Consider the following 15876-nt stretch of genomic DNA (forward strand, 5'->3'; position numbering starts at 1 on the left):
GTTGTATCTGCTTCTGTGGCGGATTAGCGCGCCAGCAGGATACGCAGCATGCGGCGCAGCGGCTCGGCGGCGCCCCACAGCAGCTGATCACCCACGGTAAAGGCGGCCAGATACTCAGGGCCCATATTGAGCTTGCGCAGACGACCCACCGGAATGCTGAGGGTGCCGGTGACGGCCGCCGGAGTCAGCTCGCGGGCTGTGATATCGCGATCGTTGGGGATCACTTTTACCCAGTCGTTGTGGGCAGCCAGCAGGGCTTCGATCTCCGCCAGCGGCACATCCTTTTTCAGCTTGATGGTGAACGCCTGGCTGTGGCAGCGCAGGGCGCCGATCCGCACACAGAGACCATCCACCGGAATGACGGCGTTCTCGATACCCAAAATCTTGTTGGTCTCGGCCTGACCCTTCCACTCTTCACGGCTCTGGCCGTTGTCGAGCTTGGTGTCGATCCAGGGGATAAGGCCACCGGCCAGCGGTACGCCGAAGTTGTCCACCGGCAGGGTGCCGGAGCGGGTCTTCTCGGTGATCTTGCGCTCGATGTCGAGAATGGCGGAGGCGGGATCCGCCAGCTCGACCGCCACTTCGTCGCGCAGCATCCCCATCTGGGTGACCAGCTCACGCATATGGCGGGCACCGCCACCGGAGGCAGCCTGATAGGTCGCCACGCTGACCCACTCCACCAGATCGGCCTTGAACAGGCCGCCGAGGGCCAGCAGCATCAGGCTGACGGTGCAGTTGCCGCCGACGAAGGTCTTGATGCCATCGTTCAGGGCCTGCTCAATCACGTCGCCGTTGACCGGATCCAGAATGATGACGGCATCTTTCTCCATCCGCAGGGAGGAGGCGGCGTCAATCCAGTAGCCCTGCCAGCCAGCGGCCTTCAGGCGTGGATAGACATCCTTGGTGTAGTCGCCGCCTTGGGCGGTGATGATGATATCCTGCTTGGCCAGCGCCTCGATATCGAAGGCGTCCTGCAGAGTACCGGCATCGACGCCGAAGTTGGGGGCGGCCTCACCGGCCTGGGAGGTGGTGAAGAATGTGGGTTGAATATGGGCGAAATCCTGCTCTTCCTGCATCCGGCTCATCAGAACCGATCCCACCATGCCACGCCAACCGACCAAACCTACTTTTTTCATATTGTCCTACCCTGGATTGCTGCTAAAGAAACTCGCGGTGACACCCGTAACCCCTTGTCTGGCGACGCCTGTTTACAAGCGGTTTACAGGCCATTTAAAAAATATGCGCTGCGAAAAATGCGTCTATCCACATTACGGATTGTGGCGGCTGGCGCAAGTCGAATTGCGCAATATTCTGTGCCGTTTGCTGCATTAACCGGCAGCCAGAGCACCGCTCAGGTAGACGGGGAAGGAGAAGGTCAACATCAGACGAAAAAGCCACCGTTTTTGGCGGTGGCCTGTCAATAAAGCGGTTGAGAACGTCCTCTGCTGTGGTCTGAGGGCGCAGTTGGCGAGTGAAACAGCCCGACCTGTTATGCGCTTAGCCGTAACGGGCCAAAGTGAGCCCCTCATCGCTGATGGCGGGCTCGCTGCCGCTGATCAGATCGCACAACAGCTGACCCGAACCGGCCGCCATGGTCCAGCCCAGGGTGCCGTGGCCGGTATTGAGCCAGAGGCCGGGAATGGGGCTCGGCCCCACCAGCGGGGTGCCGTCCGGCGTCATGGGGCGCAGGCCGGTCCAGAACTCGGCCTTGCTGATATCGCCCCCCTCGGGAAAGAGATCGCCCACCACCATCGCCAGGGTGTCGTGGCGCCTCGGGTTGAGAGCGAGGTTGTAGCCCGACAGCTCCGCCATGCCGCCGACCCGGATCCGCTCGTCAAATCGGGTGATGGCCACCTTGTAGGTCTCGTCGAGCACGGTACTGCGCGGCGCGGCCTCGGCATTGATCATCGGCAGGGTGAGGGAGTAGCCCTTGACCGGATAGACCGGCAGCTCCAGCCCGAGCGGGCGCAGCAGCGGCCGCAAAAAACCGGTGGCATAACTGCCGAGCGCACAGACGATGGCATCGGCGCGATAGCGCTGCTCGCCCGCCCGCACCGCCACGGCGCGGCCACGGGCTTGCTCAATCTCGTCGATGTCGCAGTTGAAGACAAACTTGACCCCGAGCTTCTCGGCTTCAAGGGCAAGGGCCTTGGTGAAGCGGAAGCAGTCGCCGGTCTCGTCGCCGGGCAGACGCAAGCCGCCGACGATTTTGCCGCGCACCCTTGCCAGCGCAGGCTCTGCCGCTTCGCAGCCGCTGGCATCCAGCGACTGGTAAGGGACGCCATACTCCTCCAGCACCTCGATATCGCGCTGACTGGCATCGAGCTGGGACTGGCTGCGAAACAGCTGCAGGGTGCCGAGCTGGCGCCCTTCGTAATCGATGTTGAGCTCGTCGCGCAGCCGCTTCATGCAGTCGCGGCTGTATTCGGCCAGACGCACCATGCGCCCCTTGTTGGTGGCATAGGCGGTCGGGGTGCAGTTGGCGAGCATTCTGAGCATCCAGCGTAGCTGGAAGGGGTCGGCAGTGGGGCGCACGGTGAAGGGGGCATGCTTTTGCAGCATCCACTTGGCGGCCTTGAGGGGGATGCCGGGGGCCGCCCAGGGTGCCGCATAACCCGGGGATATCTGCCCGGCGTTGGCATGGCTGGTTTCAAGGGCGACGCCACCTTGTCGCTCCAGCAGAGTCACCTTGTGACCCGCTTTGGCCAGATACCAGGCGCTGGTTACCCCAATTACGCCGCCACCGAGAACCACTATCTCCATATCGTCTTTCCTTGACTGATCTCCTGATGTGGCCACCACCATAATCAGCCGCCACAGGATATTCAACCGCTCTGCGCAGGATTGGGATCTCCGTCTGCTTGCCTGTCACAGGCTGGTGTTTGGTGCGATGACGCGCCTGATTGCCAGCGTAAATCGCTGCGCTGTTTTCAGGGCAGTGTCAGGGGGTATGGCCCGCTTACAACTGCTCCAGCTTGATCAGGTACTGCTCTGCTGTTGCCAGAATGGCCTGCTGCTGCGCTGCCGGTTGGCCATCCCAGTTGGCATAGGGGAGGGCGAGGCGGGGATTGCCGTCCAGTTTGTCCCGATTGCGCCAGAGAAAGTGCCAGTAGAGGCTGTTAAAGGGGCAACTTCCTTCGCCGTGGCGGGCTTTCACCTGATAGTGGCACCCCTTGCAGTAGTGGCCCATCCGCTCGAGATAGGCGCCGCTGCTGGCATAGGGCTTGCTGCCCATCAGGCCGCCATCGGCAAACTGGCTCATGCCGCGGGTGTTGGGCAGCTCCACCCACTCGATGGCATCCACATAGATGCCGAGATACCACTGATCCACCTCGTCAGGATCGATCCCCGCCAGCAGGGCAAAGTTGCCGGTCACCATCAGCCGCTGGATATGGTGGGCGTAACCGTGCTCAAGAGACTGGCGAATGGCGTGGCGCACGCAGGCCATCCTGGTTTCGCCGCTCCAGAAGAAACCGGGCAGCGGCCGCTTGGCCCCGAGAAAATTGCTCTGCTTGTAGTCGGGCATCTTCTCCCAGTAGAGGACGCGGACAAACTCGCGCCAGCCGAGGATCTGGCGAATAAACCCCTCCACCTGTGCCAGCGTGATAGTGGCCTGATTGGCCTGCCAGTGGGATTCGGCGGCGCGGATCACCTCAAGCGGATGAAGCATCTTGCTGTTGAGGGAAAACGACAGGCGGCTGTGAAACAGACTCCAGCCCCGCTCGCTCAGGGCATCCTGATAGCGGCCAAAATGGGGCAGGCAGTGGGTGAGAAAATGGGCCAGCAGCTCGCGACTCTGGCGCCTTGTGATGGGCCACGGCAGTTGGCTGGCATCCGCCTCGCCGATGGTGCTGACCCCGTGGCGGGTCAGCATGGCGTCAATCTCGCTCACCTCGTTGGCAAAGGTGAGAGGTTCCGGGATCGGCTGACGCTCCGGCAGCTTGGCGCGGTTCTCGTCATCGAAGTTCCAGCGCCCGCCAAGGGGTTGGCCGCGCTCATCGAGCAGCACTTGGTATTGCTTTCGCAGGGCGCGGTAGAAGAACTCCATCCGGCTGTGAGGATAGCGCTGCCAGCCATCGCGGGGGGTGAGAAAATGTTCGCTCTCCACCTCGGTGACAGGGATGGCAAGGCCCACCGCCCAGCTTTTCAACTGGCTGGCGAGGCGCCACTCGTCCGGGCTCTGCCAGGCAAAGCTGTCGGCCTGATGTGCCGCGATTTGGGCTGCCAGCAGGCTGGGCAAGTCGGGCCAGCGGGCATTCTCATCGAGGGTCAGGTAACAGACGCGGTGGCCCGCTTGGGTGAGTGCCGCTGCGAAGGCGCGCATGGCGGCAAAGAAGGCCAGCACCTTCTGGCGATGGTGGCGGCAGTAGTCAGTCTCCTGCCGTAGCTCTGCCATCAGGTAGCAGATCGCCGGATCCGGGGTGCGAAACCAGCTGTGAGCGGCGTTCAGCTGATCGCCGAGAATCAGGCGCAGCTCCATCAGACTCGCTCCCCCTCAGATTGCTGGCTGCTGTGACGAACGTGGCGACAACGCTCGCTGCAGTAGCGAACCTCCTCCCAACTGCGCGCCCATTTGCGCCGCCAACTGAAGGGTCGCTGGCAGACGGTGCAGATCTTCTCGGGCAGATGGGGTTTGCGATGCATGATGGCTTCCGGCCTTGGCTGATGGGGGATGTGGCGTGTGGGTAGGGAGAATAACGAAGCGGGGGCGCGGGCGGATCAACCTCACTGCCGGTTTGCCGCGCAGATGTGCACTTTGTGAGCGGGCGCACAGCCCGTCGGTGCACCCCTTGTTTGCCAATTAACCAGCCGTTAACGTGGCGAGGCTGCCTGTTGGCAGCATCCATCAATGGATCTTGTTGGCCACCGACTGTCTACAACCGATATGGAGGGGAGTGATGCCAATCATGACAGCTACGCCCCGGGCAGCTTGCCTGCTCGCCCACTGGTATACCCGGGATCCCATTCTCACCTTCGACTTTCCTCACCGCTGATTGGCGGCACCCGCCGTTTGAATTTGTCAGCCGGACGACCCTGATCGCCCCGGCCTCTTTGCCAATCCCGATTTCATACACACTGGCCTAGCGCCGGTGAGGAGTCTTTTATGCGTCGTATACCCGAGCCGTTTCGTATCAAGATGGTCGAGCCCATCAAACAGACCACTGGCGCCGAGCGCCGCGCCGCCCTCGAGGCCGCTGGTTGGAACCCCTTCCTGCTGTTGGCCGAGGATGTCTATATCGATCTGCTGACCGACAGCGGCACCGGTGCCATGTCCGACCGTCAGTGGGCCGGCATCATGATGGGGGATGAGGCCTATGCGGGCAGCCGCAACTTCGTCGAGCTGGAGCGCGCGGTGCGCGACATTTTTGGCTACCAGCATGTGATGCCCACCCACCAAGGACGCGGGGCGGAGCAGATCCTCTTCCCCGAGCTGGTCAAGCGCTGCAAGGGCAAGGCACCGGTCTTTATCTCCAACTACCACTTCGACACCACCAAGGCCCATGTGGAGTTGGCCGGGGCGCGGGCCATCAACCTGCTCACCCCGAAGGCCCTCGACACCACGGCCCCTTATGCCTGGAAGGGGGATTTTGATCTTCCCCGCCTGACCGACACCATCGAGACCCTGGGAGCCGACAACGTGGCCGGTATCATCATCACGGTGACCTGCAACAGCGCCGGTGGTCAGCCGGTCTCCATGGCCAATATGGAGGCGGTTTCCGAACTGGCCCGTCGCCACCAGATTCCGGTGGTGATCGACGCCGCCCGCTTTGCCGAGAACGCCTGGTTTATCAAGGAGCGGGATCCGGCCTATGCCAAGCACAGCATCAAGGAGATAGTGCGCCAGATGTTCGCACTGGGGGACATCTTCACCATGTCGGCCAAAAAGGACGGGTTGGTCAATATCGGCGGGCTCTGCTGTTTCAAGGAGGATCTCGACCTGTTTCGCGCCGTGCAGGTGCGCTGCGTGGCTATGGAGGGGTTTGTCACCTATGGCGGCCTCGCCGGACGGGACATGGCGGCACTTGCCATCGGCCTGCGCGAGGGGATGGATGAGGAGTATCTCACCTATCGCATCAGTCAGGTGGCCTATCTCGGCGAGCGGCTGGCCGAGGCGGGCATCCCCATCCAGACCCCCACCGGCGGCCATGCGGTCTTTGTCGATGCCAAGAAACTGCTGCCCCATATTCCGGCCGAGCAGTTCCCGGCCCATGCGCTCGCCTGCGAGCTCTATCTGGAAGGGGGCGTGCGCGGGGTGGAGATTGGCTCCCTGTTGCTGGGGCGCGATCCCGCCACCGGCAAGCAGGAGGCGGCGGATTTTGAACTGTTGCGTCTCACCATTCCGCGCCGGGTCTACACCCGGGATCATATGGACTATGTGGCCGACTGCCTGATCGCGGTAAAAGCGCGGGCCAGCGGCATTCGCGGGCTCACCTTTGACTACGAGCCGCCGCTGCTGCGCCACTTCACGGCGCGGCTCAAGCCTGTCTGATCAGCAACCGGTCAGACGGGGTGATCAACCCAGCCAAGCCGTGAGGATCACCGGCTGCTCCCGGTTAAACGGCCCAGTAAAAAAGCCCCCGCACCAAGGTGCGGGGGCTTTCGTTTATCGAAGCGAAGCGGGGGTCAGACCGCCTGATACTCCAGCTCGACGGAGCCCAGTGCCTTGAGGGTGGACTGGGCGGAGTCACGCTGGCTGATCTGGCCGTTTTTGTTCTCCAGCAGCACGGCGCGGCGGATGGTGGCGAGATCTTCGCCATTAAGCACCGCATGGGCGCAGGCCATCTGCATCGGCGGCAGGCTGGGGTTGAAGGCGGCGTTCTCGGCGTAGCGGCCAGAGAAGATGCGGCCATCGGCAAACTGCAGCGCCACCGCGGCATAGCCCTGACTGTAGGGGGCGTAGCTTTGACGGGCGGCGGCCAGCGCGGCCTGCCACAGCGGGTCTTCGCTTTGAAGTTCAAGCTCTGCGTGATCCTGCGGGCTCATCAGCGCATCCGTGATGTCGAGATCCGCCGGCCCAAACGAGTGGGGCAGGAAGGATTGCAGGGCACTCAGGTCATCGGGCAGAGAGACTTTCAGGATCTTGGCGGTGCTCAGCTCGTTCATGAACTGACGGCAGTGGCCACAGGGGGTGTAGTTGACGGTGATTTCAGAGATCCCGGTCTCGCCACCCAGCCAGGCGTTGGAGATGGCGGACTGCTCGGCGTGGACCGAGTGAAACAACCCTTGCCCCGCAAACTCCATGTTGGCACCTAAGTACCAGGAGCCACTGAGGCCACAGGCGATGGCACCGACATAAAACTTGGAGATGGGCGCGACCGAGCAGGCGGAAGCCAGCGGCAACAGGGCGAGACGCAGGGCGCGATCATCGAGACCTGTGGCGGCTTTCAGGGTGGCGACTTGCTCCGGCGTGAAGCGGGCGTTGAAGTCGGCACTATCCAGCATGGGCTGCACGGCTGCTTTGAGCGGGGCAGAGAGGGTATCGAATGGCTTGGCAAAACGGGGATGCATAGTGTGTCCTCAAAGGCCAATTGGGCGGCCATTGTAGGGAGCAAGCTCGGGTAAATGTGTGAGCAGGCTCACGCCCTGACGGGCAAACGGAGGGGGATGGTAATGGAAACGTTTGTCTTGTGCAAATTGTGCGGCAGGTCGCACCCCGAGAGGCCAGCAGGCCCCCCGGAATGGTCAACTGGTGGTCAATTGGGTCATCAGATCAGCCAGTGATAGATGGCAAACAGCAGCGGCGCGACGGCAGCGGTGAGGATCCCGCACACCACCATGGCGAGCGATGCAAAGGCCCCCTGGGTGATCCCCTTCTCGGCGGAAGTAGCTGTGCCAATAGCGTGGGCACAGGCCCCCATGGCGAGCCCTTGCGCTTCCGGATCGGTCACTTTCAGCAGTTTGAGCAGCGGGTAGCCGATCAGGGCACCGACAATCCCCACTACCACCACCACGGCGGCCGCGATGGCGGGAATGCCGCCGATGGACTGGCTGACGCTCATGGCGAGCGGGGTGGTGATGGATTTGGTGGCCAATGAGGCGAGCAACGCCGGATCTGTGCCCATAAAATGACCGATCAGCAGGGTTGTGCACACCGAGATCAAGACGGAGGCGAGGGTACAGATTAGGATGGGCTTGAGCTTGGCCTGGATCTGGCGCGCCTGCTGATAGAGCGGCAGCGCCAGCGCCACTACGGCGGGTTCCAGCAACATGGTAATGGGGCTGCTGCCGCGCTCGTACTGCTCAAGTGGCAGATCAAACCAGAGCAGCAGGCCGATGATCACCGCGGTCGGCACCAGCACCGGATTGATGATGGGCCAGGGCAGGCGGCGATAGAGGGAGCGGGTGGCGAAATAGAGCGCCAGGGTCAGGGGAATGGCGAGCCAGAAGATCATTTGTTCATCCTCTGGTAGAGCCGACCGACGGTGGCGAGGATCAGCACGATCCCGAGCACGATGCAGAGCATGATGACGCCGAAGGATTGGCGCAGGGGCTCAAGCCAGGCCACCAGTCCGACCGCGACCGGCACGAACAAAACGCCCATGTGGCGCAGCAGCAGGCCAGCGCCCAGCTCGACCCAGTGCAGCTTTATAAGCTGAAGGGAGAGCAGCACGAACAGCAGCAGCATGCCGATGATGCTGCCGGGAAAGGCAAACGGCAGGATGGCTGCCACGGATTTGCCTGCCAGCAGGCAGGCGACGATGACCATAAAGTCACGAAAGTACAGCAAGGCGCGTTGCGCGATCACGTGAACCTCATCGACTGGGATGAAAAATCGCAGTTTACCAGAGAGGCCGGGTCGCGGCATTAAAACAATAACAACTGAAATCAGTTCATTTGAGGCTGATTTGATTGGCATTTTTTGAAAAGTGCCTGATAGAACCCTTTTTCGAACTACAAGGAGTAGTGATGACATCCCTCTTGTCCCGAGTTCGCCAGCTGGCGAACGATACTGCGTTGCCACCCCATCTGCTGCAAACCCGTCAGTGGGAAGGGCCCCTGTGCCGGGTGCGACTCGACAACACCGGCGCTGATGCCACCCCGGTTGAGCGCTGGGTGCTGTTTGACGGCAAGCTTGGCCTGCCGGTGGAGAGCGCCATCTATGGCGAAGGATTCCAGATGCTGGCCCAGACCATGGGTAGCTGGCTGTCACCGCAACATGTCGGCCGTTGCCCCGATGCCAGCGTCTATCGCATCACCGATGACAATGGCTATCACACCATTCACAACCTGTTGCTGGTGGAGCATAACAAGGGGTGGCTGTTGCTTGCCTTTGCCAGCTGTCACCGTTTTGGCGGGGAGTTTCGCCTTTACCCTGATGGTCGCCTGCAGATCCTGATGAACTGCGAAGGGCGAAAACTTGCGGCCGGTGAGCACTGGCAGAGCGAGGCGCTGATCTGTCTGGAAGGGGCGGAGCGCGAGGATCTGCTGGCCGAGCTGGCACGGATGATCGAGGTCGAGCACGGCTCGCTGATCGGCCAGGTGAGTGATCGTCCGAGCGGTTGGTGCTCCTGGTATCACTACTACGCCGAGGTGAGCGCTGCCGATATTCGCGAGAACCTGCAGGTGCGTGCCGAGCGCTTCCCGGCCCTGCGCTATGTGCAGATTGACGACGGCTATCAGGCCAAGATGGGCGACTGGCTCACTCCGTCGGCCAAGTTCGAGCAAGGTGTAGCCTCACTGGCTGCCGAGATCAAACAGGCTGGCTGCGAGCCAGCCCTCTGGGTCGCTCCCTTTATTGCTGAACCCACTTCGCAGGTGTTTCAGGATCACCCCGACTGGTTTGTGAAGGGGGATGACGGTCTGCCGTTGCCCTCCGAGCGGGTCACCTATGGTGGTTGGCGCTGCACCCCCTGGTATGTGCTGGATGGTACCCACCCCGAGGTGCAGGCGTACCTTGAGCGGGTGTTCCGCACCCTGCGTGAGCAGTGGGGCATCCACTACTTCAAGCTCGATGCCAACTTCTGGGGTGCCATCCACGGTGGCCGTTTCCACGATCCGGCCGCCACCCGGGTTGAAGCCTATCGACGCGGCATGGCCGCCATTTTGCGTGGTGCAGGTGAAGGCGCTTTCCTGCTCGGTTGCAATGCCCCCATCTGGCCCAGCCTTAGGCTGGTGCATGGCATGCGGGTGAGCGATGACGTGGAGCGCAATGGCCACCGCTATCGCCAGATTGCCCGTGAAGCCTTCTGCCGTGCCTGGCAAAATGACAAGCTCTGGGCCCTCGACCCCGACTGCATCTGTCTGCGGGATCTACCGAGCCAGCAGGCAAGCCAGGCTGAATACAGTTTCCATCTGGCAGCGCTGGTGGCAAGTGGCGGCATGATGCTGGCCGGTGATCGACTGCAAGATCTCGATGAGGAGCAGGCGGCGCAACTGCGCAAGCTGTTGGCGCTCTGTGCGGCCCGGGCACCCTCTGCCCGTTTCGAGTCGATGGACTTTGCCTGCGGCGAAGTAAGCCTGCCCGAGGGCGGCACTCTGCTCTGCCTGTTCAACTGGGAGGGACAACCACAGGAGTTTCTGCTGCCGGAAGGGGGAACCGATTTTTGGCAGGGGCAGGCAGTCGGCACAACCGTGACCCTGCAAGGGGGCGAGGGGCGGGTGATCCGCTACGCCTGATCACTGCGTCACCAAACAATTCAGGCTCCATCACGGAGCCTGAATTGTTTCAATCAGCGGTTATCAGTCACGTTTTTCAGTAACGCCACTCAAAGCCGACGGCGTATTTGGCGGAGCCATAGCCCGGGATATCACTGCCGGAAGCGATTGCCTTGAGGGTTAGCAACGGGGTGATGGGCACCCCCAGACCAAAACCGATGGCCAGCTGATCATTGGGGTTCCCCATCAGATCGACCCGCATCACCCGATAGAGGGACATATCCTCGCTCAGGTGCATATAGGCTTGCGAAGCGCGGTTATAGACCTGACCAAACACCTCCAGCTGGAAACCTGACTGGGCGCTGATGGCCAGCGGTACCCCGACAAACTTGTAGAGATGGGAGCCGTTGAAGTAGCTGTTGGTGATCAGGGGAGTGAAATCAGTCTGCTGATAAAGGGTATTGAAGTTCTGTTCTACGATGCGATAGGTCTGCTCGGGCAGGCGAGCAAGATAATCCGGCACATCGAACCGGTATGCGGCGTTGGCTGCCAGCGGCAGCAGGGCCAGTAATCCGAGCAGTGCGTGGTGACGAGGCATCAGCAAATGGCTTCCGTTCGGCCAAAAAGATCTCTTGCTTGGGAGACATCCGCTCAGGATGTTGCAAGATATTGGTTTTTGGGGAAATCCCCTTCGTCATTATGACCTGAAGAAGGGGACGGGCGGGAAGGATTTATTGTGAAACTACTCACAACTCATAAATCTTCCAGATAGTGGTAGAGACTCTTTAGAATCGCAAAGTTCCGTTCGTTACTCTGGTTCTGCTCGGCCAGCACCTCGAGACGGGGCACATAGTCCGGCAGACGGCGGCTGAAGTAGTCGCTGCAGTGCAGGCGCCAGCGTTTCTGCTCTGCTTCGCTCAAGGTGTGCGGCCAGTTGCGGGCGCGGTAGCGGAACAGCATCTCCGGCAGCCGGGAGTCGGTAAAGGCGAACTCCCGCTCACCCAGCAGATCCGCGGGGGTGGCACGCACCAGATCCATGGTGGACTTGTCGCCATGGCCAAAGAATCCGGCGTAGAGCTGGGTATCGGGGTCGCTGTCATTACTGCCGGTGAACTCCTGATTGAACACTTCCACCAGTTTTTCCCGCACCTCGGGATGGGCGCGCAGCAGATCCAGGCTCTTGCGGCACTGCTCCCGATTGATGCCGAGCTCGTCGGCACGCTCCGCCGTCAGGGTGGCGGCCGGTGCCAGCACCGGGCACTTATTGATGTGCACCAGTTTGACCGGAATGCCCGCCAGATCCCCCAGCTCCTCTTTTTTGGTATAGAGGCGCTCGCGGATCTCCTCGCTCGTGAGCTCGATAAGCGGGGTGGGGTCACGGGTCAGGTCGACCATGATCACCGCGTTCTGGTTGGTGGGGTGCCAGGCGAGCGGCGAGACCCAGCTTGCACAACCCTGCCAGGGGGAGAACATGCCGGAGACATGCACCAGCGGCTTCATGGTCACCACGTCAATCAGCGCCTTCACCTTGTTCTTGTTGCGAAGGTCAAAGAGGTAACCAAACAGCTTGGGTTGGGCTTTTTTCACCAGCTTGGCCATCTCGATGGTGGCCAGTACGTCGGAGAGTGCGTCGTGGGCATTGGCGTGAGTCACACCGTTGGCGACTGTCAGCTTCTCCAGCCGGAAGCTCGGTTTGCCTTCATCATCAAAGGCCCACTCAATCCCCTCCGGGCGCAGGGCATAGCAGGCCGCAGCATGTCGAGAATATCCCATCGGGAGTTGCCGTTCTGCCAGCTGTAGGCATAGGGGTCATAGAAGTTGCGATATAGGGTGTAACGGGTCACTTCATCATCGAAGCGGATGCTGTTGTAGCCAAGCACACAGGTATTCGGCGTGGCGAACTGCTCGTGGATTTGGCGAATGAAATCCGCCTCGCAGAGCCCATCCTTCATCGCCTTTTGCGGCGTGATACCGGTAATCAGGCACGCCTCCGGATCCGGCAGGTAGTCTGCCGGAGGCTTGCAATAGATGACCAACGGCTCGCCAATGATGTTGAAATCCGCATCGGTACGAATACCGGCAAACTGCGACGGCCTGTCCTTGGCGGGGCTGATGCCGAAGGTCTCGTAGTCGTGAAAATAGAAGGTAGGATTTGTCTGCTGGTTCATTTCGTGGTTCTGAATTGTGTCTATATGCTTGAAAAACAAGTCGTTATACGGAGTGTTATCTCAGATTGTCTCACTTTGTCCGACCTTGATTCAGTCCGTTTCAGACCAGTTTGGTACATATCTGTGTACACGTTAGGACGCGTTAATGTGTCAGTGAAAAATCAGATGACCAGTCACAGGAGAGTCATATGCCACTTACTGATACGAAGCTACGGGCCCTCTATGGTAAGCCCTACTTTGGCAAGACGGAATTGTCAGACCGTGATGGATTGTCAGCTCGGGTCACCGAGCGAGGCACCATCTCGTGGCAATATCGCTATCGCTGGCAAGGAAAAGCGGCGAGACTCAAAATTGGACGCTATCCCGACCTTAAACTCGCTGATGCCAGGGCGTTGATCCCTGCAATCCGTGGTGCACTTGAGCGTAATGAACATCCCAGAGTTTTCTGGGATAAGCTCCACCAGAAGCATGATGTCACACTGAAACAGTGCTGCGAGCATTTTCGTGAGCACCATCTGCCCAAGCTGCGGCCCCGTACGGTCATGCTCTATGAGCATACCATGCAGCGCTATTTCGAACCTCTGTTTATTGGTATTCCGGTTGAACAGATCCCGTTTTCGAGCTGGCTGGAGTGGTTTGATAAGATTGGCAAGAAAAAGCCGAAAAACGCTGGGCATTTATTGCGCAGGTTAAAATCCATTCTTAGTTTTTGTATTCGGCGTAATCTCATTGGTGGCTCCCCGGTGCTCCAATTACGCACCGAAGATGTGGGCTCTCAACCCGAGAGAGGTACTCGTGTGCTGACCATGCGAGAACTCGCTCAAATTTGGATTGCCTTTGAACAGAGCAGGGCCAGCCGCGGATTAAAATTGGCAGCCAAATTGGTGATCTTGCTTGGTTGTCGCAGCGGCGAGGCATTGGGTGCACAGTGGAGTGAGTTCAATATGGAGGAGCAAATTTGGACGGTTCCCGCTGCTCGCGCCAAATGTGGGGCGCCAATACGTCGGCCTATTCCCAGCAGGGTGATGATGCTGCTGCAAGAGGCGGCAGCGAGAGATCGGCTAAAGGGAGGGCCAGTATGTCGCTCGCCGGTGAATCCAAAGCAGTCATTGAGTAGCGCATCTCTCATCCAGTTAGCAGAGCGTGTGCGAGATAAACTGGATTTACCGTATTGGCGTATGCATGACATGCGTCGAACGTTGAGTACGCGTTTATCGGAGGAACGAGTTCTACCACAGGTAACCGAAAAAATTCTTGGCCACAGGATGCCGGGTGTCATGGCTATTTACAATCTCCATGATTGGATTGATGAGCAACGTGAGGCATATGAGTTATGGGATACAAAATTAATGGAAGCAATAAAATCCTTGCAGGATATTTAAATATAAGTGAACCATAGGATGGTGTGACTCATCATCTAAGATGAGTGATTTCCCCTTGATATCCAGCTATTTATCGCTGCGACAGAATAAAAGCCCTTATTGATAGGTGGTGGGAATTTGTCTTCTTTAATCCATCTGTAGAGCGTCGATCTGGATATGCCAAGTTTTTTTAATAGTGTTTTTGTCCTTATTAGTGCTGGTTCATTGTTGTTCATATGGCCTCCTATTTTTTTAGGAGGTTAAACATGATTGGTATATGTGTCAATTTACCATATTTTTAGACGGTTTGCTTTTATGATATAGAAAAACAAGTCGTCATTTTCATACTGCGAAAATCAATTCAATAATTGTTTTTGTGTATTATAAAAGCAATGAAAATGGCTATGAAACAATATGGCTTATGGTCATGATATGTAAATTTCAATAACAATTTTGGCTCGTTTTAGTTCTTGCTTGTTGGGTATGGAATGGCGTTGTTGTCCAAATCAGCTAACTAGTCATGACCCCCCCGGCCCAGGTGACCGCTACACTCGGGGCTGTCTGACGGGCAGGCCAAGGCTGTTAAGTTTGTTTGTCGCGTTCACATACGCCATCACTTCCCCTACCTGACCATTGTATTTTCGCAGACTGATTTTCCACACCAGCAAGTGCTTGAACCGATACATCGCCGCCTCTGCCTACGAGCGACGGTAATATCTAGATATCTTCTTCCAGTTCGCCAGCCCTTCCTTGTGCATAACCAGCACAGCCTCATTTCTTGGATGTCCCTTTTCCCATAACCCCGCGCTTTTGCGAGGCGGGATACAGGCTGTCGCCCTTTTGCGCGAGATAAGCTGAGGGCAGTCTTTGCTGTCATAGGCACCATCCGCATAAACACGTCCCAGCTTACGCCGAAGTGGGTTGAGCAAGGTCGGCAACACCTCGGCATCATGGATATTTTCCAGCGAGACTTCTGCCGCCACGATATCGTGGGTCACCGGGTCTACCGCCAGATGCAACTTGCGCCAGACTCGCCGCTTCTCGGTGCCGTGTTGTCTGACCTTCCACTCGCCTTCACCAAACACTTTCAGCCCGGTCGAGTCGATAACCAGGTCGGTGATACCCCCCTTGGCGGGTTGTCGATAGGCCACTTTCACCGTGCGAGCGCGCTTGCTGACACAGCTGTAGTCCGGTGCGCACAGCGGTAGGTTCATCAACTCGAACAGGGAGTCGAGTAGTCCCTGTGTTGCTCGCAGAGTGAGACTGAAAATCCCCTTGAGCATCAGGAGGGTACAAATGGTCTGGTCAGTGTAGAGTTGGCCGCGGCCCCGCCGCCCATGATGGTCGTGGATAAACCAGTTGCTCATGGCCTCGGTATCAACCCAGAAGGTGAGGGAACCACGGTTAATCAAAGACTTGTTGTATTGAGGCCTGTTGGTGATGGGGAGAAGCGACGTCCCCATGATGCAGACTTGAAGAGGATGGTGGTGATCAGATCACCGAGTCCTCAGTCAGTCCCCTTCAAACTGCATCGATTTGGGAAACAACGCCGATCATGTCACCTAGTTCTGAGTTAGTTCCATTCAAGCTGTATCTATTTGGGCAATAATGCCGGTTTACACAATTTCAACTAGCATTCTTCACTCAAAATTCCCGATGTACCACATCGGGGACTCTGTATTTCAACATATAATACGGTCGCTCCATGTTGTAGATACTCACCGCCTCGCGCACCATCTCCCGCGTGATTA

General features: G+C 58.9%; 13 protein-coding genes and 2 pseudogenes. 4 read left to right on the forward strand and 11 right to left on the reverse strand.

The window, feature by feature from the left end; genetic code table 11:
* Positions 1 to 23 precede the first annotated feature (23 nt).
* Positions 24 to 1136: an aspartate-semialdehyde dehydrogenase gene (gene asd / locus WBR25_RS09395; RefSeq protein WP_005345266.1), complete on the reverse strand. Its 1113-nt coding sequence runs from the start codon at positions 1134 to 1136 to the stop codon at positions 24 to 26.
* Between asd and WBR25_RS09400 the strand changes: the two genes are divergently transcribed.
* Complete coding sequence (locus tag WBR25_RS09400) at positions 1050 to 1424, forward strand: hypothetical protein (RefSeq protein WP_479749924.1); 375 nt, start codon at positions 1050 to 1052, stop codon at positions 1422 to 1424. The genes asd and WBR25_RS09400 overlap by 87 nt on opposite strands.
* 73 nt (positions 1425 to 1497) lie before the next feature.
* Here the strand turns inward: WBR25_RS09400 and WBR25_RS09405 are convergent, their stop codons facing one another.
* From WBR25_RS09405 to WBR25_RS09415, 3 genes are all read right to left on the reverse strand, one after another.
* On the reverse strand, positions 1498 to 2805 hold the full coding sequence (locus WBR25_RS09405) for a D-amino acid dehydrogenase (RefSeq protein ID WP_339380510.1): 1308 nt from the start codon (positions 2803 to 2805) through the stop codon (positions 1498 to 1500).
* A gap of 154 nt (positions 2806 to 2959) precedes the next feature.
* Positions 2960 to 4480, reverse strand: a complete 1521-nt coding sequence (locus WBR25_RS09410; RefSeq protein WP_479749739.1) for a cryptochrome/photolyase family protein — start codon at positions 4478 to 4480, stop codon at positions 2960 to 2962.
* Positions 4480 to 4644, reverse strand: a complete 165-nt coding sequence (locus WBR25_RS09415) for a DUF2256 domain-containing protein (RefSeq protein ID WP_479749740.1) — start codon at positions 4642 to 4644, stop codon at positions 4480 to 4482. The genes WBR25_RS09410 and WBR25_RS09415 overlap by 1 nt, the downstream gene beginning before the upstream one ends.
* 460 nt (positions 4645 to 5104) lie before the next feature.
* Here WBR25_RS09415 and WBR25_RS09420 point away from each other — a divergent pair, with 460 nt between their 5' ends.
* Entirely contained in the window at positions 5105 to 6490 is a 1386-nt protein-coding gene (locus tag WBR25_RS09420) for a tryptophanase (protein WP_331378539.1), read from the forward strand.
* A 134-nt stretch (positions 6491 to 6624) separates the two neighbouring features.
* Here the strand turns inward: WBR25_RS09420 and cdd are convergent, their stop codons facing one another.
* The 3 genes from cdd to WBR25_RS09435 form a co-directional block, all read right to left on the reverse strand.
* Entirely contained in the window at positions 6625 to 7509 is an 885-nt protein-coding gene (cdd, locus tag WBR25_RS09425; protein ID WP_479749741.1) for a cytidine deaminase, read from the reverse strand.
* A gap of 197 nt (positions 7510 to 7706) precedes the next feature.
* Complete coding sequence (locus WBR25_RS09430; protein ID WP_479749742.1) at positions 7707 to 8393, reverse strand: LrgB family protein; 687 nt, start codon at positions 8391 to 8393, stop codon at positions 7707 to 7709.
* Positions 8390 to 8746, reverse strand: a complete 357-nt coding sequence (locus tag WBR25_RS09435; RefSeq protein ID WP_005333279.1) for a CidA/LrgA family protein — start codon at positions 8744 to 8746, stop codon at positions 8390 to 8392. The genes WBR25_RS09430 and WBR25_RS09435 overlap by 4 nt, the downstream gene beginning before the upstream one ends.
* A gap of 161 nt (positions 8747 to 8907) precedes the next feature.
* Between WBR25_RS09435 and WBR25_RS09440 the strand changes: the two genes are divergently transcribed.
* Positions 8908 to 10617 (forward strand): alpha-galactosidase, encoded by a 1710-nt coding sequence (locus WBR25_RS09440; RefSeq protein WP_479749744.1) that lies wholly within the window; start codon positions 8908 to 8910, stop codon positions 10615 to 10617.
* A 76-nt stretch (positions 10618 to 10693) separates the two neighbouring features.
* Here the strand turns inward: WBR25_RS09440 and WBR25_RS09445 are convergent, their stop codons facing one another.
* Together WBR25_RS09445 and sbcB are read right to left on the reverse strand one after the other, a co-directional pair.
* A complete protein-coding gene (locus WBR25_RS09445; protein WP_005360277.1) occupies positions 10694 to 11194 on the reverse strand; it encodes a hypothetical protein in 501 nt (166 codons plus the stop codon).
* Positions 11195 to 11349: 155 nt separating this feature from the next.
* Positions 11350 to 12764: pseudogene (gene sbcB, locus WBR25_RS09450) on the reverse strand (exodeoxyribonuclease I).
* A gap of 188 nt (positions 12765 to 12952) precedes the next feature.
* Between sbcB and WBR25_RS09455 the strand changes: the two are divergent.
* On the forward strand, positions 12953 to 14146 hold the full coding sequence (locus WBR25_RS09455; RefSeq protein WP_236272563.1) for a tyrosine-type recombinase/integrase: 1194 nt from the start codon (positions 12953 to 12955) through the stop codon (positions 14144 to 14146).
* A gap of 35 nt (positions 14147 to 14181) precedes the next feature.
* Here the strand turns inward: WBR25_RS09455 and WBR25_RS09460 are convergent, their stop codons facing one another.
* Entirely contained in the window at positions 14182 to 14361 is a 180-nt protein-coding gene (locus tag WBR25_RS09460) for a helix-turn-helix transcriptional regulator (protein ID WP_409010835.1), read from the reverse strand.
* A 309-nt stretch (positions 14362 to 14670) separates the two neighbouring features.
* Positions 14671 to 15588: pseudogene (locus WBR25_RS09465) on the reverse strand (IS5 family transposase).
* Positions 15589 to 15876: the final 288 nt, after the last annotated feature.

The organism is Aeromonas sp. MTB, assembly GCF_056632455.1.

Excerpts from the sequence above, each read along its gene's own strand:
- WBR25_RS09400 (WP_479749924.1), top strand. The coding sequence starts at position 1,050 with ATGGGCGAAATCCTGCTCTTCCTGCATCCGGCTCATCAGAACCGATCC.
- asd (WP_005345266.1), bottom strand. The coding sequence starts at position 1,136 with ATGAAAAAAGTAGGTTTGGTCGGTTGGCGTGGCATGGTGGGATCGGTT.
- WBR25_RS09405 (WP_339380510.1), bottom strand. The coding sequence starts at position 2,805 with ATGGTGGTGGCCACATCAGGAGATCAGTCAAGGAAAGACGATATGGAG.
- WBR25_RS09410 (WP_479749739.1), bottom strand. The coding sequence starts at position 4,480 with ATGGAGCTGCGCCTGATTCTCGGCGATCAGCTGAACGCCGCTCACAGC.
- WBR25_RS09415 (WP_479749740.1), bottom strand. The coding sequence starts at position 4,644 with ATGCATCGCAAACCCCATCTGCCCGAGAAGATCTGCACCGTCTGCCAG.
- WBR25_RS09420 (WP_331378539.1), top strand. The coding sequence starts at position 5,105 with ATGCGTCGTATACCCGAGCCGTTTCGTATCAAGATGGTCGAGCCCATC.
- cdd (WP_479749741.1), bottom strand. The coding sequence starts at position 7,509 with ATGCATCCCCGTTTTGCCAAGCCATTCGATACCCTCTCTGCCCCGCTC.
- WBR25_RS09430 (WP_479749742.1), bottom strand. The coding sequence starts at position 8,393 with ATGATCTTCTGGCTCGCCATTCCCCTGACCCTGGCGCTCTATTTCGCC.
- WBR25_RS09440 (WP_479749744.1), top strand. The coding sequence starts at position 8,908 with ATGACATCCCTCTTGTCCCGAGTTCGCCAGCTGGCGAACGATACTGCG.
- WBR25_RS09445 (WP_005360277.1), bottom strand. The coding sequence starts at position 11,194 with ATGCCTCGTCACCACGCACTGCTCGGATTACTGGCCCTGCTGCCGCTG.
- WBR25_RS09455 (WP_236272563.1), top strand. The coding sequence starts at position 12,953 with ATGCCACTTACTGATACGAAGCTACGGGCCCTCTATGGTAAGCCCTAC.
- WBR25_RS09460 (WP_409010835.1), bottom strand. The coding sequence starts at position 14,361 with ATGAACAACAATGAACCAGCACTAATAAGGACAAAAACACTATTAAAA.